This window comes from Streptomyces sp. Tek67B01 (assembly GCF_055231995.1).
On record NZ_JBUYUY010000001.1, the window covers coordinates 5076278 to 5096675 of the forward strand.

Below are 20398 nucleotides of genomic sequence, written 5' to 3' on the forward strand. Positions count from 1 at the left end.
CATTTGTCGGGGGAACACGGGACGCCGGGCCCCGGCCGGCGAGGGCCGTTCTGCCGGAATGCGGGTTACCAGGGCGTAGAAAACTACTGATCGTCGAGATTTCGTCCAGAGCGAACGCGCCCCGGGACCTCGTCCGGGTCCCGGGGCGCGTGATCACGAGGAGGCCGCCGCGTCAGCCGAGGTCGCCGGTCGCCGTCCGCTCGGCCAGCCGCACGAGGGTGCGCACGGCGGAGCCGGTGCCGCCCTTGGGGGTGTAGCCGTACGGGGCGCCCTCGTGGAAGGCCGGGCCCGCGATGTCGAGGTGGGCCCAGGCGATGCCCTCGCCGACGAACTCCCGGAGGAAGAGGCCGGCCACCAGGCCGCCGCCCATCCGGACACCCATGTTGGCGATGTCGGCGGTGGGGGAGTCCATGGTCTTGCGCAGCTCCTCGGGGAGCGGCATCGGCCAGGAGGACTCGCCGACCTCCTCCGCGATCTCGTGGATCGAGGTGCGGAAGGCCTCGTCGTTGGCCATGATGCCGAAGGTCCGGTCGCCCAGGGCCAGCACCATGGCGCCGGTCAGGGTGGCGACGTCGACGATCGCGTCCGGGTTCTCCTCGGAGGCGCGGGTCAGCGCGTCGCCCAGGACCAGCCGGCCCTCGGCGTCGGTGTTGAGGACCTCGACGGTCTTGCCGCTGTACATGCGCAGGACGTCGCCCGGCTTGGTCGCGGAGCCGGAGGGCATGTTCTCGGCGAGCGCGAGCCAGCCGGTGACGTTGACCTGGAGGCCCAGCTTGGCGGCGGCGATGACGGCGGCGAACACGGCGGCGGCGCCGGCCATGTCGCACTTCATCGTCTCGTTGTGACCGGCCGGCTTGAGGGAGATGCCGCCCGAGTCGTAGGTGATGCCCTTGCCGACGAAGGCGAGGGTCTTCTCCGCCTTGGCGTGGGTGTAGGAGAGCTTCACCAGGCGCGGCGGGTTCTCGGAGCCCTTGCCGACGCCCATGATGCCGCCGAAGCCGCCCTTGATCAGCGCCTTCTCGTCCAGCACCTGGACCTTGACGCCGTTCTCCTTCGCGGTCGCGGTGGCGACGGCGGCGAAGGCCTCGGGGGTCAGGTCGTTCGGCGGGGTGTTGACCAGGTCGCGAGCGACGTTGACCTCGGTCGCGAGGACGGTGGCGCGCTCGGCGGCCGCCTTGTGCTCCTTGTCGCGCGGCTTGGCGCCGAGCAGGACGACCTCGGCGAGCGGCTGCTTGGGGCCGCCGTTCTTGTCGCCGCTGCGGGCGACCTTGTTGTCGCCGCCCTGGTAGGCGGTGAAGGCGTACGCGCCGAGCAGCGCGCCCTCGGCGACGGCGGTGACGGCGGAGGCGTCCTCAAGGGGGAGGGCGAACGCCGCCTTCTTCGAGCCGTGCAGGGCGCGGGCGGCGGCGCCGGCGGCGCGGCGCAGGGCCTCCTCGTCGTACGACTCGTCCTGCTCCGGTACGGAGCCGAGCCCGACGGCCAGCACGACCGGGACCTTCAGACCGGCGGGCGCGGGCAGCTTGGTGACCTCGCCTTCGGCGCCCGAGGCGCCCATGGTGTCGAGCACGGCGGCCAGCTTTCCGTCGAACGCCTTGTCCACGGCCTCGGCGCCCGCGGCGACGACAGGCCCCTTCGGGCCCTTCGCCACGCCGACCACGAGGGCGTCGGCGCGGAGCGTCGCCGCGCCGGCAGTGCTGAGAGTCAGAGCAGTCACGGTGGTGAAGTCTCGCTTCCGTTTGTGTTGGGTGCGCTGCGGTCGCGTCAGGGTCGCCGGCCGCTCCGCAGCGATCGTATTCGGGCGCGGCGGCACCCGGAAACGAGCGTACGCGTACGCGGTCGTCGTACGTCACTCGAAGGTTTGGCAAGTTGTTCGACGGGACCACTGACAGGTTCACCCATCTGTGGTCTGTGTTCCAGGTTTGCCCTTTAGACCTGACGAGGTCCGAGAGACTCGAGCCACTCTCGCAAGGGGGCGTGGGGTCCCTTTGCATGATTTCCACAGAGCCTCTCCGGTCGGCCGTCCGCCATGGCCGGCGCTGAGGGAGCCTGCGGGGGGAAGGCCGAAATGGTCAACAAGGCCGAAATGGTCCGTAGTAATAGGAACCGGATGAACAGGGTCGCCGCGGCGATGGCCGCGACCGCCCTGATGTCCGTGGTGGTGCCCGCGGCGACCGCCCAGGCGGCCACCGTCGTACCGCGAGTCGACCTGAGGGTGCTGGTCGTCGACGACGGCGGCAGCTCCGTCGCGGCGATCACCGCCGAACTCCGGGACACCGGAGTGCCGTACACCCGCATCGACCTGGGCAGCGGCAGCCGCCCGGTCATCAACGCGGCCTTCCTGAGCGACACCGTCGACGGGCGTCCGCGCGCCAAGTTCCAGGGTGTCGTCCTGCCCAACGAGAACCCCTTCGGCGCGGGCTCCGCCGAAGCGTCCGCCCTCAGCGCCTACGAGACGACGTACGGAATCCGCCAGGTCGACGCCTACACCTGGGCGCACCCCGAAGTCGGCCTGGAATACACCGACAACGGCGGCTACAGCGGCACCCTCGACGGCACCCAGGCGGCCGTCACCGCCGCCGGCAAGGCGGGCCCCTTCGGCTACCTCGGGGGCCAGGTCGCCTTCGAGGACAACTCGCCGCTGATCCCCGAGAGCTACGGGTTCATCGCCAAGCCCCGTGCCGGCTACACCAGCTACCTCGACGCCCCCGTCGGCTCCGGACGGGCCTCGTTGGTCGGCGAGTACGCACACGACGGGCGCAGCGAACTCGTGGTCACCTTCGGCTACAACCAGTACCAGCAGCAGTTCCGGCTGCTCGCCCGCGGCATCGTCGACTGGCTGACCCAGGGCGTCCACCTCGGCCAGGAGCGGAACTACTTCGCGGTCCACGTCGACGACGTCTTCGCCCCCGACGCCCGCTGGAGCAAGGACCTCAACTGCACGCCCGGCGACTACGCGTGCGCGGGCGGCGAGGGCAAGGAGAGCGACATCCGGATGACCGCCGCCGACGCCCAGTACGCGGTGCAGTGGCAGCAGAGCAAGAACTTCAAGCTCGACATGCTCTTCAACGCCGGCGCCGGGGAGGAGTGGAAGACGGAGAACGGCGGCACCGACGCCCTGACCGCGCAGCTCATCGCGGACCGGGCCCAGTTCCGCTGGATGAACCACACCTACACCCACCTCTTCCTCGGCTGCGTCCAGGACGTCACCACCGTGCCCTGGAGCTGCACGAAGGACGCGACGGGCGCGATCCGGTGGATGAGCCGCGCCGACATCTCCGCCCAGATCCGCGACAACAACAACTGGGCCGCCTCCAAGGGCATCACCACCGACCGCTCCGAGATCGTCACCGGCGAGCACTCCGGCCTCAAGACCCTGCCGCAGCAGCCCGTCGACAACCCGAACCTGGCGGGCGCGTTCGCCGACAACGGGATCAAGTGGGCGGGCAGCGACAGCTCCCGCGAGTCCGCGCAGCGCGGCGTCGGCGCCGCCCTGACCGTCCCCCGCTACCCGATGAACGTGTACTACAACACGGGCACCGACGCGGAGATGGCCGACGAGTACAACTGGATCTACACCAGCCGCGCCCAGGGCGGCAGCGGTGCCTGCGAGGACAACCCGGCCACCTCCACCTGCCTGCCGGCCCCCCTCGACAACGCCACGGGCTACCTCGACTACATCGTCCCGACCGAGGCCCGCACCGCGCTGCGGCACGTGTTGGCCAACGACCCGCGCCCGCACTACGTCCACCAGTCCAACCTCGCCGAGGACCGCACCCTCTACCCGGTCCTCAACCAGGTCCTCGACACCTACCGCACGCTCTACGCGCCCAGCGCCCCGATCGTGAACCAGAGCATGAAGGACACCGGCGTCGAGCTCAGCCGCCGCGCCGCCTGGGACGCCGCGCTCGGCGCGAACAAGGTCACCGCCTACCGCATCGGCAAGGACGTCACCGTCAAGGCGCCCTCGGGCGTGGTCGCCCCCGTCACGGCGCCCGTCGGAACCAAGAAGCAGCTCCTGCTCGGCACCGCCGACTTCGGCACCGCGTACGCAGGCTCCCGCTCCGCCTGGACGGCTCCCGAGCTGCTCCAGTCGGCGGTCACGCTCAAGCTGGCCTGACCGCCCTCCGGCCGTCCGCCCGGCCGGAACCGCTCCATCCGCACACGCACGCAGCACCACCTTGTGCCGGCGCTCCGCGAACCACGGGCGCCGGCCCCTTTTCCGTCCTGGGGGGACACACCGCATGAGCCATGGGCGTCATGTCACCATGCTCACCGAAGGCACCTACCCGCACGTCCACGGGGGCGTCAGCACCTGGTGCGACCAACTCGTCCGGGGAATGCCTGAAGTCGACTTCAACGTCATAGCCCTGACCGGCTCGGGACGCGAGCCGGTCACCTGGCAACTGCCGCGCAACGTCTACCGGCACACAGCCGTTCCGCTCTGGGGGCCGCAGCCGCCCCGCACGCTCCGGTCGGCCCTGCGGGGCAAGGCCCGGCACCGCTTCACCGACACCTACGAAACGTTCTTGCTGTCGATGCTCGACCCCACGCACGGCGGATTCTCCGGGGCCCTGCGCGAACTGGCACTGCTGGCCCGTTCCGGCCGCCTCGCCGCCGCCCTGCGCTCCGAGTCCGTGCTGCGCTTGCTGATGGACCTCTGGACCCGTCCGGGCGTGCCCACCGCCGAGGCCGCGCCCACCATCCACGACGCCCTCACCGCCACCGACCTGCTGGAACACGCCTTGCGCCCGCTCAGCGTGCGCATCCCGCGCGACAGCGTCTCCCACGCCGTCAGCAGCGGTCTCGCCACCCTGCCGGCCCTCGCCGCGAAACACCTCGACCACGTGCCCTTCCTGCTCACGGAACACGGCATCTACCTGCGCGAGCGCTACCTCGGCTACCGCACCGCCGAACAGCGCTGGCCCGTCAAGGCCCTCATGCTCGGCTTCTACCGCGAGCTGAACACCGAGGGCTACCGGCAGGCCGACCTGATCACCCCCTGCAACCAGTACAACCGCCGCTGGGAAGAGCGCGGAGGCGCCGCCTCCGACCGCATCCGCACCGTCTACAACGGCGTCGATCCGTACGCCTTCCCCGAGGCCGGCCCCGAACCCGAGGTGCCCACCCTCAGCTGGTGCGGTCGCGTCGACCCCATCAAGGACCTGGAAACCCTCATCCGTGCATACGCGTTCATGCGCGAGGAGGTCCCCGCCCTGAGGCTGCGCCTCTTCGGCCCGGTCCCGGCCGGATGCGAGGACTACAAGCTCCGCCTGGAGAAGCTCGCCGCCGAACTCGGGGTGGCCGACGGCGTCACCTTCGAGGGCCGCATCACGGAGGTCGCCCGCGCCTACGCGGCCGGCTCGGTCGTGATGCTCTCCTCCATCAGCGAGGGTTTCCCCTTCAGCATCATCGAAGCCATGTCCTGCGGTCGCACCACGGTCTCCACCGATGTCGGGGGAGTGCGCGAGGCCGTCGGCGACACCGGGCTCGTCGTCCCGCCCCGTGAGCCCGAGACCATGGCCCGCGCCACCCTCGCCCTGCTCCGCGACGACGAACGCCGCGCCGAACTGGGCCGGCTGTCCCGCAAGCGGGTCGTCGAGAAGTTCACCCTCCACCAGTCGGTGGACGGCTTCCGCCACATCTACCGGGAACTCGCCGGCCAGCCCGTCCTGCCGGTCCACCCGGGCGACGACTGGACCCAGCGGCTCGCCGACCCCTGGTACCGGGAACTCGCCGCGTGGGGGTCCCCCCGGATGGGGGTCCCACCGGCGGTAGCCGGGGGAGAGACCGGGGGAGGGGGCAGGTGAGCGGCTCCCTGTGGCTCAAGGTGCCGGGTGGCAACACCCTGCCCGCCATCCCCCGTCCCCGGCGGACGGCCCGACCGGCCGCCGACCCGATGGACGAACTCGTCGAACGGTTCGAGGGGTTCGCCGCCGCCGCCGTCCATCCCGACGAGATCGCAGCCATCCTCGAATCCGACGGGATGAACGACGAGTACATCCGCCTCACCTACGGCCGTCACGACTCCTTCGCGCTCGCCGAGGAGCTCTACGCCAAGGTGCCCCGCTCCTTCCCGGAGCCCCAGAGCGTCCCCGACCCCTGGAGGGTGTCCCTCACCGCCTGCCTGCTGCGCGGGGTGATCTTCGCCCTGCCCGGCCTGGCCTACCTGCTGGGCGCCCCCCTGCTGGAAGGTCCGCCCGACCGGCTCGGGCTGCCCGCCGGGACGCTCACCCTGCTCGCCGGCGCCCTGATCGGCTGGGTGTGGGACCAGACCCTGTCCCACCGGGCCTACTCCTGGCTCGGCCTCGGCGACCGGGCCGCCGCCGGGCGGACCCTGCTCGCCGGGGCCCCCGCCGGGGCGCTGCTGGGTACCGCCGCCGCACTGGCGGTGCCCGGCGGGCCGCCGTTCTCCTACGCGTTCGCCGCCGGGCAGGCGCTGTACGTCGGCGCCGCCACCGTGCTGCTGGTCCTCGGGCGGGAGCGTTTGTTGCTCGCCGCGCTCGGCCCGATGGCCGCGGGGGCGCTGCTCACCCTCCTTGTCGACCTGCCCTTGCCGCTGCGGGTGAGCCTGCTGGTGGTGTCCCTGCTGACCGCCTGCGCCCTGGCCGTCCGGGAACTGCCGGTGGTGGAGGGGGTACGGGCACTCGTACGCCGGGCCCGGGACCGGTCGCGGGCCCGCCCCGGCGGGGGCTCCGTCCGGTGGCGGACGCTGCGCCGCGTCGAGGAGGAGTACGCGCCGCGCGGGCCCCGGCTCGCGGACTCCGTGCCGTACGGCGTCTTCGGCCTGGGCACCGGCCTGCTCGTGCTGTACGCCGCCCTGGGGGAGGTGCTCGCCGGTGGCCCCGCCGAGGCGGTCGCCGCACCCTCGGCGGTGGCCCTCACCCTCAGCATGGGTCCGGCCGAATGGCTGCTGCACCGCTTCCGCAGCGGCAGCCTCGCCGGGCTGCGGGCGGCCAGGTCCCCCCGGGCGTTCCGGCGCCGGATGCTGGTCACCCTGGCCGGCTGCCTCGGCCGCTACCTGGTGGTACTGCCGGCGCTGGGTGTGGGCGGAACCCTGCTGTGGCCCGGGGCGCCCGGCCTGACCGGCGCCCGGGTGGCGGCGTTGTTGCTGCTCGGCGCCGTCATGTGGACGGGGCTGCTGCTCCAGTCCTTCGGGGCGGTCCGGCCCGCCGCGATCGTCTGCGCCGGCGCGGCGTTCGCCCAGAGCCTGGCCGTGCTGACCGGGCTCGGGCAGCCGCGACTGGTCCAACTGCTGGTGGCGGGATCGGCGGCGGCCGTCCTGTCGACCTTGGTCTGCCTGCTGTTGGGCCGCGCCACGGCCCACCGCTGAGCGCGCGGACCCGTAGGACACCGCGCACGTGACACCGTACGAGACGACGCACGAGAAGAAGGACGTCATGCTGCTGGTGCCCCTCTACGAGCACCCCGCCGACCGGCCCGAGGCGTGGGAGTCGCTGATCGCCTCGGCCGGCCGGCTGCACTCGGTGGTGCTCAACCCCGACAGCGGGCCGGGCGAGGCCCCCGACGAACGGTTCGCCGCCGTCGCCGGGCGGCTGCGGGCCGCCGGGGTGCCCGTCCTCGGGTACGCCGACACCGACTACGGACGGCGCCCGCACGCGGCCGTCGTGCGGGACCTGTTGCGCCACCGCGACTGGTACGCCACCGACGGCGCCTTCCTCGACCAGGCGTCCGCCGAGCCGGAACTGCTGGCGCACTACGGGCGGCTCGCCGTGGCCGCGCGGGCCGCGGGCGCCGGCACCCTCGTCCTCAACCACGGCGTCCACCCGCACCCGGGGTACGCGGCGCTCGCCGACCTGCTCGTCACCTTCGAGGGCCCTTGGGAGGCCTACCGCGACGCGGGCGCCGCCCCGAGGTGGACCGCCGACCACCCCGCCCAGAGGTTCTGCCACCTCGTGTACGCCGTCCCGCCGGGCGCGCCGGCCGCCGAACTCGCCCTGGAGCGGGGGGCCGCCGTGCACTGCGCGGTCCCCGGCTCCGGCGCGCACCCGTGGGGCACCCTCCCGTACGACCTGGAGGTCGGAGCGTGAGGCGCCGCGCACTGGCCTGGCTGCTCGTCGGCCCGCTCCTGCTACTCGCCTCCTGTACGTCGGCGCCCGAGCTGCCCGAACCCGACGACCTGTCGCCCGACCCCGCGCCGGGCCGGCTCTGGCAGCCCGCGCCGCGGGTGAGCTGGCAGTGGCAGCTGACCGGCACGCTGGACACCTCCGTGAAGGCGGCGGTGTACGACGTCGACGGCTTCAACACCACCGAGGAACAGGTGGCCGCCTTGAAGAAGACGGGCCGCAAGACCATCTGCTACCTCTCCACCGGCGCCTGGGAGGACTTCCGCCCGGACGCCTCGGCCTTCCCCAAGGAGTTGCTGGGCAAGGGCAACGGCTGGGAGGGGGAGCGCTGGCTGGACATCCGGCGCTCGGCCGAGCTGGAACCGCTGATGGCCAAGCGGTTCGACATGTGCAAGGACAAGGGCTTCAACGCGATCGAGCCCGACAACATGGACGGGTACGCCAATTCCTCCGGCTTCCCGCTCACCGCCGCCGACCAGTTGGCCTACAACCGGCTGATCGCGAGGCTCGCCCACGACAGGGGGTTGTCGGTCGGGCTCAAGAACGACCTCGACCAGATCCCCGAGCTGGTCGGGAACTTCGAGTTCGCGGTCAACGAGCAGTGCGCGGAGTTCGACGAGTGCGAGCGGTACCGGCCGTTCGTCGCGGCGGGGAAGGCCGTGTTCCACGTCGAGTACGAGGGTTCGCCGCGCGAGTGGTGCCCCGTCTCGCAGCGGGAGGGGCTCAGCTCGCTCCAGAAGAAGAAGGACCTGGGTTCCTGGCGCCGCTGGTGCCCGCCCCGGGGCGAGCCGTAGCCGGGCGCCGATCGAGGTCGTGTACGCAGACGCCCGGGACTACGCAGGCAGGACGGCGTGCACGCGGAAACCGCCGCCGTAGCGGGGCCCGGCGAAGCACGAGCCGCCCAGGGCCCCGGCCCGCTCCCGCATCCCCAGCAGGCCGTGGCCGCCGCCCGGGTCCGCCGGGCGGGGCGCGGAGTCCGCCGAGGTGCCCCCGTCGTCCAGCACGGTCACCTCCACCGACGCCCCCACCCGCACCACGCTGACCTCGGCCGTCGCCCCCGGCCCCGCGTGCTTGCGCACGTTGGTCAGCGCTTCCTGGATCACCCGGTACGCGGCCAGGTCCACGGCCGCCGGAAGGCTGTCCCCCTGCTGCCCCAGCTCGACCATCACCTTCACCGGCAGCCCGGCGTTGCGGAAGGTGTCCGTCAGTTCCTCCAGCACCCCCAGCCCCGGCGCCGGCTCCGTCGGCGCCTCCGGATCGCCGGACTGCCGCAGCAGCCCCACCGTGGCGCGCAGTTCGTTCAGCGCGGAGCGGCTGGCGTCGCGTACGTGGGCCAGCGCCTCCTTCGCCTGGTCGGGACGCTTGTCCATCACGTGGGCCGCCACCCCGGCCTGCACGTTGACCAGGGCGATGTGGTGGGCCACCACATCGTGGAGGTCGCGCGCGATCCGCAGCCGCTCCTCGGCGACCCGGCGCCGCGCCTCCTCCTCCCGGGTGCGTTCGGCACGCTCGGCCCGCTCCCGGATGGCGTCGATGAACGCGCGACGGCTGCGCACCGCGTCCCCGGCGGCAGCGGCCATGCCGGTCCAGGCGAAGACGCCGATGTTCTCCTGCGAGTACCAGGGCAGTGGCCCGGCCAGCATGGCGACGCCCGTCAGCCCCGCCATGGTGAGCAGGCCGACCTTCCAGGTGGTGGGCCGGTCGGTGCGGGCGGCCAACGTGTACAGCGCGATCACCGTGCACATCGCGACGGGCGCCCGGGGCTCACCCGTGGACAGCTCCAGCAGGGACAAGGCGATGGTCGCGGCGAGCACCGCGCGCGGCCGGCGGCGCCGGAAGACGAGGGCCACCGAGCCCAGCACTATCAACACGAACGAGAACGGCTCGGGGGCGCGGGTGCCGAAGGTCGGCCCGTGCGGCCCGTGCGGGTCGGCGAAGGAGCCGACCACCATGGAGACGAGCGCACCGAGCGCGAGGACGCAGTCGGTGGCCGGCGGATGGAGCCGCAGCCACCGCCGGACCGCACAGAAGCGTCCCTGCAGGGTGGGGTCTGTCGTCACGGGAAGCTACGGTACGGCCTCCTCCCGCGGGCCCGGGTCAGTCCCGGCGCACGGGGGGCGACGGCGCGGGCGGAGGCCTGCGGCCCAGCGGTGTCCGGGAGCGCTCGGGGCCCCACTTCGCGCGGGCCGCGCACACGGCCATGACGGCGGCGATGGCCGCGAGGTGCTCCTTGCCCGCCAGGTTGTCCTTGATCAGCACCTCGCCGATCATGACGGCGATCACGATGCCCCCGGTCAGGTACGCCCGGTAGCGCCAGCAGACGAAGATGGCGAGCCCCACCACCGCCGCCGACGGCCCGGTGTCGTTCACGACGCGGTCGGACACCGGCAGGCCGAAGGGGTGTTCGGGGCCCAGCGAGAGCCCGATCCGGGCGTACGTGGTCCCGGCGAGCGTGGCCACGTAGCCGATCACCAGGGTGCGCCACCAGCCGATGCAGATCTCGGAGATGCCGAAGACCAGCAGGATCTGCGCGAGCGCCCCCCACACCGGCAGGTCGAGTGCCGGCACGAACAGGGAGAGCGGGGTCCGCAGGAGCGCCAGCCAGAGCGGGTCGGCGGCCTTGACCGAGCCGAGGTCCTGCACGGGCTGGAAACCCCAGTGGGTGTTCTGGATGATCTGGAACAGCGAGGTCAGGGCGACCGCGCCGATGGTCATCGGGACCGCCCGCCACTTGTCGTGGACGAGCGTGTCCCGGATCGTCCGGAACAGGGGCCCCCACTCGCGGCGGGCGAACCGCCGCGGTGAGGGTTTCGACCACGCTGTCAACGACGCGTCTCCAGATGTCTGCGGTGCAGCCACTTCGGCAGGCCGGGTGCCTCCAGGAAGCCCTCGGCCCGGCCCGCCGCGATACCGATCCGCAGCAGGTCGGAACTCTTCTCGAAGAGCATGAACCGCGGTTCCCAGATCGGCCGGTATTTGGCGTTGGCCCGGTAGAGGGACTCGATCTGCCACCAACGGGAGAAGAAGCTCAGCAGCGAGCGCCACATGCGCAGCACCGGACCCGCGCCGAGCTTGGACCCCCGTTCGAAGACGGAACGGAACATCGCGAAGTTCAGTGAGACCTGTGTGACGCCGATCTCCTTCGAGCGCTCCAGCAGTTCGATGACCATGAACTCCATCAGGCCGTTCTCGGAGTCCCGGTCACGGCGCATCAGGTCGAGCGACAGACCCTTGGGGCCCCACGGCACGAAGGAGAGGAGGGCGCGCAGCTCGCCCTGCCCGTCGAAGCACTCCAGCATCACGCACTGGCCGTCGTCCGGATCGCCCAGCCGGCCCAGCGCCATGGAGAAACCGCGCTCGGTCGCGCCGTCGCGCCAGTCGTCCGCCCGCTTGAGGAGGTTGTCCATCTCGTCGGTCGGGACGTCGGCGTGGCGGCGGATGCGAACGGTGTACCCGGCCCGCTTGACGCGGTTGAAGGCCTGCCGGACGGTCCGCATGGCGCGGCCGTCCAAGGTGAACTCGTCGGTCTCGACGATCGCCTCGTCACCCAGCTCCAGCGCGTCCAGCCCGTGTCGCGCGTAGATCTGCCCGGCCTCCTCACTGGCGCCCATCACGGCCGGGATCCAGCCGTGCTCGCGGGCCTCGGCCAGCCAGGGCTCGATGGCACCCGGCCAGGCCTCCGGGTCGCCGATCGGGTCGCCGGAAGCCAACGAGACACCGCCGACGACGCGGTAGGTGACGGCGGCCTTGCCGGTGGGGGACCAGATGACGGACTTCTCCCGGCGCAGCGCGAAGTAGCCCAGGGAGTCGCGGTCGCCCTGCTTGGCGAGCAGCGCCCGCAGGCGCTCCTCGTCCTCGGGGGTCAGCGGGTCGACGGCGCGGCGCGCGCGGAACGCCGCGAACAGCACGGCGAGCAACAGCATCATCGACATGACGTTGATGGAGACGTCCACCCAGCCGGGCGTGGCGATCCCGTCGTAGGCCCGGTCGTTCGGCTCCAGGGTGACCAGTCGCATCACGCCGTACCGCCAGCGGGCCAGGAACGTCGCCTGGGCGCGGTCCGGGTCGGTGTTGGTGGCGCCGACGAGGAGGGCGGCGACAAGCGAGGTCAGCAGCAGGCCGACGGCGCCGACGGCCGTGGCGAGCCTGGGGTTGGACCGGTCGCCCTTGGCGTAGAACTCGTGGCGGCCCAGCACCAGGGCGCCGACGAAGGCGGCCGTCAGGATCAACGACACCCAGTTCTGGGCGTGGTCGCGGAACTCGGGATAGCAGAAGTTGAACTCGCCGCCCGTGCACGGGGCGAAGGCCGCGGTGGCGAAGGCGAACAGCAGCATCCCGCTGATCACCAGGTTGAGGATCCAGGCGGCCCGCTTGCGGCGGCCCATGGTGACCGCGAGGATCAGCGAGAACAGTCCGGACGCGAATCCGGCCGTGAGCAGGTACGGGGTGTAGAAGTCGGCGGTGTTGTGTCGGCGCAGGTCCTGCCCGAGCGAAAGCCACACCGCGCTGAGGAAGTTCACGAAGGTGACGGCTCTCAGGTACCAGACCGCGAACGCGGCCCCGCGCCGCGAGGGCGCCGTCCCCCTGCGGTTCGCCGCCTTGTCGGCGGCACCACCGCCGGGTTCTTTCCTGCCGTTGGTTACCGTCGTGGTTTCTACGCTGGTCAAGCGGACCTCTCCCATGGAATGCGATGGTATGGGGCGTCACCGTCCACGGGCGGTTCGAGCACCCCGGACTGCTCAGGCCCGTGGCGCCCGTCGATTCAGTCCTTCGGTTCCTCCGCCGCCCGCTCGGGCAGGTCCGCCGCGAGTGCGGCGGCCGCCTGGACGAGGGGGAGGGCCAACAACGCCCCGGTTGCCTCACCCACTGTGACGCCGTGGTCGAGCACGGGGTTGAGCGCCATCCGGTCCAGGGCTTTGGCCTGGCCCGGCTCCCCGCTCGTGTGGCCGGCGAGCCACCAGTCCGGGGCGCGGAACGCGGCCCGCTGTGCCACCAGCCCGCAGGCCGCCGACACGACGCCGTCGAGGATGACCGGCGTACGGCGCACCGCGCACTGGAGCAGGAACCCCGTGATGGCGGCGACGTCCGCGCCGCCGACCGCGGCGAGCAGGGCCACCTGGTCGCCGAGGACCGGGCGGGCCCGGCGCAACGCGTCGCGGATCGCCGCGCACTTGCGCATCCACGTCAGGTCGTCGACGGGAACCCCGCCGCGGCCCGTGACGACCGAGGCGTCCGTGCCGCACAGGGCCGCGATCAGTGTCGCGGCCACCGTGGTGCCGCCCACGCTGAGGTCACCGAGCACGACGAGGTCGGTCCCCGCGTCGGCCTCCTCGTCGGCGACGCGCATCCCGAGCCGGAGCGCGGCCTCGGCCTCCTCGGGCGTCAGCGCGTCCTCCACGTCGATGCGACCGCTGCCGCGCCGGACCCGGTGACGGGTGACGTCCGCCGGAAGCAGCCCGGGGTCACAGTCGAGTCCCGCGTCGACGACGCGGATCGTGGCGCCGAACCGACCGGCCAGGACGGCGACGGGGCTCGTCCCCTCCAGCACCCCGCGCACCAACTGGTGGGCGGAGCCGGCGGGCCTGGCGCAGACCCCCGCGGCGGCGATCCCGTGGTCGGCGGCGAACAGCACGACGCGCGGCCGCTCGATCGCCCGGACCGGTACCCGACCCTGGGCGGCGGCCAGCCACTCGCCGAGCTCGTCGAGCCGGCCCAGCGCGCCGGGCGGCACGGCCAGCCGTTCGCGGCGATCCTCGGCATCACGACGGACGCCCCCGTCGGGGCGTTCGATCAGATCGGAGAACTCGTCGAGGTTCAGCGTGGTCATCTGCCAGAGCGTACAGGCGGTGAGGCCTTCACCAAGCCCCCGATCCGGCCTGTCCGTCATGCCGCGCCGGGCTCCCGTCGGGGGATCGGTGACCCCTGCGCCACGGTCAGGGCTTCAAGACCGACGCCTGGCCCGCCACGACCAGCAGCACGTGCTCGCACTCGGCCGCCACCGCGCTGTTCAGCCGGCCCAGCTCGTCGCGGAAGCGCCGCCCCGAGGCCGTCGCGGGGACCACACCCGCGCCCACCTCGTTGCTGACGAACACCACCGGTCGACGGGTCGCCCGCACGGCGTCCACCAGCGCGCCGGTCCGCTTGCGCAGCTCGGTCAGGCCGCCCGCCGCCCACACCGAGTCGTCCCAGGCCCCCGCCCGGTCCATCGCGTCCGTCAGCCACAGCGCCAGACAGTCCACGAGCAGCGGCGGCCCCGCCCCGTCCTCCAGCAGCGGCACCAGCTCACACGTCTCCACCGTCCGCCAGCTCGCCGGACGCCGATCCCGGTGCAGGCCCACGCGCTGCGCCCACTCCGCGTCCCCGTCCCGGGAACCGCCGGTGGCGACGTAGACCACCTCCGGGAACGGCGCCAGCCGCCGCTCGGCCTCGAACGACTTCCCCGACCGGGCACCGCCCAGCACGAGCGTCCGTCGCGGGACCTCCGGGAGCGCCCGGTACTCGCCGGTCACCACCGTGGTGCCGTCCGGGACCGTCCGCGCGCCGACGGCCGCGCACCGGCGCTCCAGCTCCCGACCCGGCGGGGTGTCGTGGTCCAGGTGCACGGCGATCACATCGGTGGCCGGGCCCACCGCCCCGCTCGCCCGCAGCCTCGCCAACGCCTCCGGGCGGCCCAGCACGTCCGCGAGGACCACGTCGTACGGGAGCTGTCCGCTCGCGGCGGCGCCCAGCCCGGCCGGGGCCCCGCCCGGAGGCAGGTAGAGCAGCCGGCCGCCGTCCGGGCCGACGACCTCGTACCCCGTCCCCGGCGCGTCCATCGGCACGGCCCGCACCCGGTGTCCGCTGATCACGGCCAGCTCACGCCCGTCCGGGACCCGGCCGGCGGCGGGCAGCCCGGGCGGCAGTTCGACCGCCGGGCCGTCGTGCGGATGGGTGAGCAGGACCTGCCGTACGCCCGACAGCGAATGTCCCGCCCGGGCGCCGGCCAGGACCGCCCCCGGGGTCAGGTCCAGCAGCAGTGCGCCGTCCACGAGGACGGCGGTCGCGGCGCGGGCCGACGGGCCGACGGCCAGGGCGCAGCCGGCGCAGGGACAGCCCGGGTGGGGCAGTCCTTCGGGTGTTCCGGTACCGAGGAGAGTGAGTTCCACGCAATGATCCTCCCGCGTCGCCGGGACTGCTGCGCGCCCGGCTACTCTGCGGGCAGACTCAAGGCGGAGTACGCGCGCGAGCGACAGACGAGCGGCGGACGAGCAACGGAGGCGGACATGGCGTGGACGTGGCGGTTCGAGGCGGCCGACGGTGGCGAGACCAACCCGTCGGTGGAGCCTGAGGAGTTCACCACGCAGGGGGACGCGGAGTCCTGGATCGGGGAGTACTGGAAGGACCTGCTGGAGGGCGGGGTCGAACGGGTCAAGCTGTCCGACGACGGCGGCGCCGAGTTGTACACGATGAGCCTGCGCGAGGCGCTGGACGCGTGAGCGCCTGATCGCGCGAGGCGAGGGCGGTGTGCGGGGCCGGTCCCGCACACCGCCCTCGCGCGCCGGCCCCCACGGTGGCTCCGGTACGTCGGGCCGGACAGCGGCTCCGGTACGTCGGGCCGCCGTGCCGCTCGGCTCCGCTACGTCGGTCTCGCACGGCCGGATCGGGTACGTCGGGCCGGTACGGCGGGTCGGGCGTGTCAGCCCCGTACACCGCACAGGTGCAGCAGCGCCGCCACCCCGCGGTAGGGGTCGGTCCGGCCGGCCCGGTCCTCGGCGGCCAGCAGCCGCTCCAGTTCCGCCTCCCGCGGCAGGCTCTCGCCGGCCTCGGTGCCGTCGGTGAAGACGCGGACGCCGTACCAGGCCTGGAGCGGGGCGCCGATCCCGGACAGGGTCGCGGTCAGATCGGCCAGCCGGTCCGCCCGTACTTCCAGACCGAGCCGGTTGGTGTAGTCGACGGTGTCGAAGGCGGCCAGAGCGGCGCTCCAGTCCCCCTCCAACCCCGGTCGCATCGCCAGGGCGTCGCCGTTGCGCACGAGCAGGGACAACAAGCCGCCCGGAGCGAGCATGCGGGCCAGCCCGGCGAGCATCGCGTCCGCCTCGGGCACGTACATCAGGACGCCGTGGCACAGCACCACGTCGAAGCTGCCGGGCCCGAAATGGGCTCCGGTCTCGCGGCCGTCGCCCTCCAACAGCCGGACCCGTTCCTGGATGCCGGCGGGCTCGGCGGCCAGCGCGGCGTGCGCGACCGCGAGCATGTCGGGGTCCTGCTCCAGGCCGGTGACCATGTGCCCGGCACGGGCCAGGCGCAACGCCTGGGTGCCCTGGCCCATGCCGACGTCGAGCACGCGCAGCCGCTGCCCGACGGGGAAGCGGTGCACGATCTGCTCGTCGACCTGTCGGCCCACGAGTTCCTGGCGGACCGCGTTGCGCAGTCCGCCCAGTCCCTCCAGCCACAGCCGGGCGCCCCCGGCGAAACCTTGGTTCCCCTCCCCTGACGCCCCTGAGCGGGGCGTCGTTCGGCTCAGGGCCGTTCCCCGCGCTTGACCTGCGGCTTCGGGAGGCGCAGGCGGCGCATCTGGAGGGTGCGCATCAGGCCGTAGGCGACGGCGCCGCGCTTCGGCTCGTCCGGGAAGCGCGTGTTGACGGCCTTGCGCAGACGGATGAACAGGCCGACGGAGTCCAGGAGGATCAGGACGATCACGCCGAGCCACAGCAGCAGCGCGATGTTCTGGATCGAGGGGATCCGGACCATGCTCAGCACCAGGATGATCACCGCGAGCGGCAGGAACATCTCGGCGACCGAGTAGCGGGAGTCCACGTAGTCGCGGACGAACTTGCGGACCGGGCCCTTGTCGCGGGCGGGCAGGTAGCGCTGGTCGCCGTTGGCGAGTGCCTCGCGCTGCTTGGCCAGCTCTACGCGGCGATTCTCACGGGCACGCTTGGCATCCTCCTTGCGGTTGCCGGTCGAGGCCACCACTGCCTTGCGCTGCGACTGGGCAACAGCACGCTTCGGCGTCGGGCGGCCCTTCGGGGCCTGGGGGTGACGGGGCTGCGAAAGGCCGGCGCCCACCTTCTCGGTGGCGGCGTCCTTGTCTTCCTTGGAGGAACGGCTACCAAACACAAAACCCAAGCGTACGTGCTCGTGAGCGCCCGCCCCACCTCCGCGGGGAACGATCCGGCAACGGCGGGCGTCTTCCCTGTGCACGGTTCTTACGACGGTCGCACCTCCCGCGCGGACGTCCCGGGAGCCCACGGGAACCACCCGTGTCCCGGGTGTCTCCTGGGATCACCTACTCCTCACGCCTGACTCGGCGCGGGGGGTAGTCGTCCTGGAGGAGGAGCGCATCCGCACCGGAACAGTGCGGTAATGGAGACAGGGCCCGTACTGTGGGTCCTGCCGGCGGCCGTCCCGGGAGACCGGGCACCGCCGTGGCTGTGACCTGGAGCGAAGTCCGTCTAGAAGGGGGCGCGCGAAGCCCATGAGCGGTGTCATGAAGCGTATGGGGATGATCTTCCGCGCGAAGGCGAACAAGGCCCTTGACCGGGCCGAGGACCCGCGCGAAACCCTCGACTACTCCTACCAGAAGCAGCTGGAGCTGCTTCAGAAGGTGCGCCGGGGCGTCGCCGACGTGGCGACCTCCCGCAAGCGACTGGAACTGCAGCTGAACCAGCTCCAGGGCCAGTCCGCCAAGCTGGAGGACCAGGGCCGCAAGGCGCTCGCCCTCGGTCGCGAGGACCTGGCGCGCGAGGCCCTGGCCCGCCGTGCCTCCCTCCAGCAGCAGGTCAGCGACCTGGAGGTGCAGCACCAGACCCTCCAGGGCGAGGAGGAGAAGCTGACGCTCGCCTCCCAGCGCCTCCAGGCCAAGGTGGACGCCTTCCGGACGAAGAAGGAGACCATCAAGGCCACCTACACCGCCGCCCAGGCGCAGACCCGGATCGCCGAGTCCTTCTCCGGCATCTCGGAGGAGATGAGCGACGTCGGCCTCGCCATCCAGCGCGCCGAGGACAAGACCGCCCAGCTCCAGGCCAGGGCCGGCGCGATCGACGAGCTGCTCGCCTCCGGCGCCCTGGACGACCAGAGCGGCCTCGGTGCCAGGGACGACATCCAGGCCGAGCTCGACCGCCTCTCCGGCGGCACCGACGTGGAACTGGAGCTCCAGCGGATGAAGGCCGAGCTGGCGGGCGGCCCGTCCGCGCAGCAGCAGGCCATCGAGGGCGGCGCCCCGGGCACCGACCGGCCGTCGCAGACCCAGCACCGGTTCGACAAGCAGTAGGACGGGGCCCGTCATGATTGTCCGCATCATGGGGGAGGGCCAGGTGAAGCTGGCCGACGGTCACTTCGCCGAGCTCAACAAGCTGGACGACGACCTCCTCGCGGAGATGGAGTCCGGTGACGAGCAGGCCTTCCGCGACACGCTCGGCGCGCTGCTCGAAGCGGTCCGGCGGCTCGGCGAGCCGCTGCCGGACGACGCGCTGGAGCCGTCGGAACTCATCCTGCCCGCCCCGGACGCGACGCTGGACGAGGTCCGGGAGATGCTCAGCGACAACGGTCTGATCCCGGGCTGAGGCCCTCGCTCGCGCGGGGGAAGGGCTCGCCGCCCAAGGGCTCGCCGCTCAACGCGGCGGGCCCTTCCGCATGGAGATCCGCTCCGGGTCCGGGGTGCCGCCGATGAAGTTCTCGAACCTGCGGCGCGGCGCGGCCCAGCGCCGGTCGTGGTGGAAGGCGCGCAGCCCGGCCCTGGCACGGGCCCGCGGGCGCCGGGCGTAGAACCGTTTCGCGTACGGCGAACCGGGCCGGGCCAGCCGGATCGCGCCGATCAGCGCCACGAAGGGCACGACGATCCCGAACAGCGCGGTGCGCGGCTTGCCCTTCCACAGCGCGACCAGCGCCAGGACGAAGTTCCCCGCCATGTTCAGGACCACCAGGCCGCGGCTCTGCCGCTCCCCGGGGCTGAGGTCGTTGACCCCGAAGGGCAGGAATCCGCCCAGTACCAGCGTCACCAGGGCGGCGGTCAGGACCACGACCTCGACGCTCTTGCGGCCCTGTTCGCTCCAGTACACATCGTCGAGGTGCAGGATCAGCGCGAACTCGTCCAGCACCAGACCCGCGCCCACCCCGAAGAGCACGGCCGAGGCCAGTGCGCCGAAGCCGCCCTGGCCGCTGGCGATCGCCCCGAACCCGCCGATGATCACGAGGACCACCCCGGGCACCACGTGGTGGATGTGCAGGCCGCCCGGTGAGACGTTGCGAAACGGCCCTCTGCCCGCCCGGATCAGTCGGGTGATCACCCGGGTGACCAGGAACGACAGCACGAAGGACAGCAGGGCGAGCAGCAGGGGCAGCTTCCCCGGTTCGACGATGTTCCGATACCACCAGTGACCCATGCCGCCGACCCCTTTCTCCCGCCCGCTCGCCTCCGAGCAGGTGCTCCCGATCCGGCAGGTGCTCCCGGTTTAGCAGGTATGCGGCAATTTACCGGTCGCCGTGAGCGGGTAGCGTTCGCGCCGATGACAGATTCGTACGAAGATCCTCCGACCGCCCCGCCCGGGGAGCGCGCCCGGCTGGGCGACGGCATCCGTTTCGCCTTCGGCACGCTCACCGTGCTGCCCGCCCGCGTCACCCGCTGGGACCGGCCGGCCGCCCGCACCGGGATGGTGTGCGCCCCGCTCGCCGGCCTCGTCGTAGGGGCGTTCGCGGCGACGGCCGGGGCGCTCCTGCTGCTCCTCGGGGGCGGTCCGCTGCTGGCGGCGGTCGTCGCCGTCGCCGTCCCGGCCGCGCTGACCCGGGGGCTGCACCTCGACGGGCTGGCCGACACCGCCGACGGGCTGGGCAGCGCCAAGCCGGCCGAGGAAGCGCTGCGGATCATGAAGCAGTCCGACATCGGCCCCTTCGGCGTGATCTCCCTGCTCCTCGTCCTGCTCGTCCAGGTGGCGGCCCTGGCCGACGCGTACGCGGACGGCCCGGCCCGGGGCGCCCTCGCCGCCGTGACCGCCGCCGTCACCGCGCGGCTCGCCATGACCCTCGCCTCACGCGAAGGCGTCCCCGCGGCACGTCCCGGGGGCCTGGGCGCGGCCGTCGCGGGCGTGGTGCCGCGCCGCTCGGCCGCGACCGTCGTCGCCCTCGTCGTGGCGGCGGCCGCCGTCGCGGCCCTCCCGCTGGGCCTGCCCGCCGCCGCGCAGCACGCCGCGGCGGTGCTCCTCGCCCTGGGCGCCGCCGAACTCCTGCTGCGCCGCTGCGCGCGCCGCTTCGACGGGGTCACCGGGGACGTCTTCGGAGCCCTGTCCGAGGTCGCGGCCACCGTGGTGCTGCTGACCCTCGCCCTCGGCTGAGGGGAG

General features: G+C 72.8%; 18 protein-coding genes. 9 read left to right on the forward strand and 9 right to left on the reverse strand.

All coding sequences use genetic code 11. From position 1 onward, the window contains the following. Nucleotides 1–172: 172 nt before the first annotated feature. Nucleotides 173–1714 carry a leucyl aminopeptidase gene (locus ACV7NM_RS22810; protein WP_463412014.1) on the reverse strand — a complete coding sequence of 514 codons (1542 nt, stop codon included), beginning with the start codon at nt 1712–1714 and terminating at the stop codon, nt 173–175. 351 nt (nt 1715–2065) lie between these two features. Between ACV7NM_RS22810 and ACV7NM_RS22815 the strand changes: the two genes are divergently transcribed. The 5 genes from ACV7NM_RS22815 (at nt 2066) to ACV7NM_RS22835 (ending at nt 8878) form a co-directional block, all read left to right on the forward strand. Further along, nucleotides 2066–4117, forward strand: a complete 2052-nt coding sequence (locus tag ACV7NM_RS22815; protein ID WP_463412015.1) for a hypothetical protein — start codon at nt 2066–2068, stop codon at nt 4115–4117. A gap of 124 nt (nt 4118–4241) precedes the next feature. Further along, entirely contained in the window at nt 4242–5807 is a 1566-nt protein-coding gene (gene pelF / locus ACV7NM_RS22820) for a GT4 family glycosyltransferase PelF (protein WP_463412016.1), read from the forward strand. Next, nucleotides 5804–7330: a hypothetical protein gene (locus ACV7NM_RS22825; RefSeq protein WP_463412017.1), complete on the forward strand. Its 1527-nt coding sequence runs from the start codon at nt 5804–5806 to the stop codon at nt 7328–7330. The genes pelF and ACV7NM_RS22825 overlap by 4 nt, the downstream gene beginning before the upstream one ends. Before the next feature lie 67 nt (nt 7331–7397). Continuing rightward, nucleotides 7398–8048 (forward strand): spherulation-specific family 4 protein, encoded by a 651-nt coding sequence (locus ACV7NM_RS22830; RefSeq protein ID WP_463414033.1) that lies wholly within the window; start codon nt 7398–7400, stop codon nt 8046–8048. Next, nucleotides 8045–8878 (forward strand): endo alpha-1,4 polygalactosaminidase, encoded by an 834-nt coding sequence (locus ACV7NM_RS22835; protein ID WP_463412018.1) that lies wholly within the window; start codon nt 8045–8047, stop codon nt 8876–8878. The genes ACV7NM_RS22830 and ACV7NM_RS22835 overlap by 4 nt, the downstream gene beginning before the upstream one ends. Before the next feature lie 39 nt (nt 8879–8917). Here ACV7NM_RS22835 and ACV7NM_RS22840 read toward each other — a convergent pair whose 3' ends face one another. The 5 genes from ACV7NM_RS22840 to ACV7NM_RS22860 form a co-directional block, all read right to left on the reverse strand. Continuing rightward, complete coding sequence (locus tag ACV7NM_RS22840) at nt 8918–10144, reverse strand: sensor histidine kinase (protein WP_463412019.1); 1227 nt, start codon at nt 10142–10144, stop codon at nt 8918–8920. 37 nt (nt 10145–10181) lie between these two features. Next, complete coding sequence (locus ACV7NM_RS22845; RefSeq protein WP_463412020.1) at nt 10182–10910, reverse strand: hypothetical protein; 729 nt, start codon at nt 10908–10910, stop codon at nt 10182–10184. Further along, nucleotides 10907–12766: a phosphatidylglycerol lysyltransferase domain-containing protein gene (locus ACV7NM_RS22850; protein WP_463412021.1), complete on the reverse strand. Its 1860-nt coding sequence runs from the start codon at nt 12764–12766 to the stop codon at nt 10907–10909. Before ACV7NM_RS22850 ends, ACV7NM_RS22845 begins: the two co-directional genes overlap by 4 nt. A gap of 80 nt (nt 12767–12846) precedes the next feature. Continuing rightward, complete coding sequence (gene cobT / locus ACV7NM_RS22855) at nt 12847–13911, reverse strand: nicotinate-nucleotide--dimethylbenzimidazole phosphoribosyltransferase (protein ID WP_463412022.1); 1065 nt, start codon at nt 13909–13911, stop codon at nt 12847–12849. Between the two features lie 106 nt (nt 13912–14017). Next, nucleotides 14018–15229 (reverse strand): bifunctional adenosylcobinamide kinase/adenosylcobinamide-phosphate guanylyltransferase, encoded by a 1212-nt coding sequence (locus ACV7NM_RS22860; protein WP_463412023.1) that lies wholly within the window; start codon nt 15227–15229, stop codon nt 14018–14020. A gap of 117 nt (nt 15230–15346) precedes the next feature. Between ACV7NM_RS22860 and ACV7NM_RS22865 the strand changes: the two genes are divergently transcribed. Beyond that, complete coding sequence (locus ACV7NM_RS22865) at nt 15347–15559, forward strand: hypothetical protein (protein WP_361316079.1); 213 nt, start codon at nt 15347–15349, stop codon at nt 15557–15559. Between the two features lie 200 nt (nt 15560–15759). Here the strand turns inward: ACV7NM_RS22865 and ACV7NM_RS22870 are convergent, their stop codons facing one another. Both ACV7NM_RS22870 and ACV7NM_RS22875 read right to left on the reverse strand, forming a co-directional pair. After that, nucleotides 15760–16467, reverse strand: a complete 708-nt coding sequence (locus ACV7NM_RS22870; RefSeq protein WP_463412024.1) for a class I SAM-dependent methyltransferase — start codon at nt 16465–16467, stop codon at nt 15760–15762. A 116-nt stretch (nt 16468–16583) separates the two neighbouring features. Further along, a complete protein-coding gene (locus tag ACV7NM_RS22875; protein WP_401526461.1) occupies nt 16584–17192 on the reverse strand; it encodes a DUF3043 domain-containing protein in 609 nt (202 codons plus the stop codon). A 349-nt stretch (nt 17193–17541) separates the two neighbouring features. On the opposite strand from ACV7NM_RS22875, the gene ACV7NM_RS22880 reads away from it, so the two are divergent. Together ACV7NM_RS22880 and pspAA are read left to right on the forward strand one after the other, a co-directional pair. Continuing rightward, the gene (locus tag ACV7NM_RS22880) at nt 17542–18336 is read left to right on the forward strand and encodes a PspA/IM30 family protein (protein ID WP_463412025.1); all 795 of its coding nucleotides are present in this window, start codon (nt 17542–17544) and stop codon (nt 18334–18336) included. A 13-nt stretch (nt 18337–18349) separates the two neighbouring features. Beyond that, complete coding sequence (pspAA, locus tag ACV7NM_RS22885; protein ID WP_463412026.1) at nt 18350–18628, forward strand: PspA-associated protein PspAA; 279 nt, start codon at nt 18350–18352, stop codon at nt 18626–18628. A gap of 48 nt (nt 18629–18676) precedes the next feature. On the opposite strand, the gene ACV7NM_RS22890 is transcribed toward pspAA, so the two are convergent. Continuing rightward, nucleotides 18677–19447, reverse strand: a complete 771-nt coding sequence (locus ACV7NM_RS22890) for a hypothetical protein (RefSeq protein ID WP_463412027.1) — start codon at nt 19445–19447, stop codon at nt 18677–18679. A gap of 123 nt (nt 19448–19570) precedes the next feature. Between ACV7NM_RS22890 and cobS the strand changes: the two genes are divergently transcribed. After that, nucleotides 19571–20392: an adenosylcobinamide-GDP ribazoletransferase gene (cobS, locus tag ACV7NM_RS22895; RefSeq protein ID WP_463412028.1), complete on the forward strand. Its 822-nt coding sequence runs from the start codon at nt 19571–19573 to the stop codon at nt 20390–20392. The last annotated feature ends 6 nt before the right edge of the window (nt 20393–20398 follow it).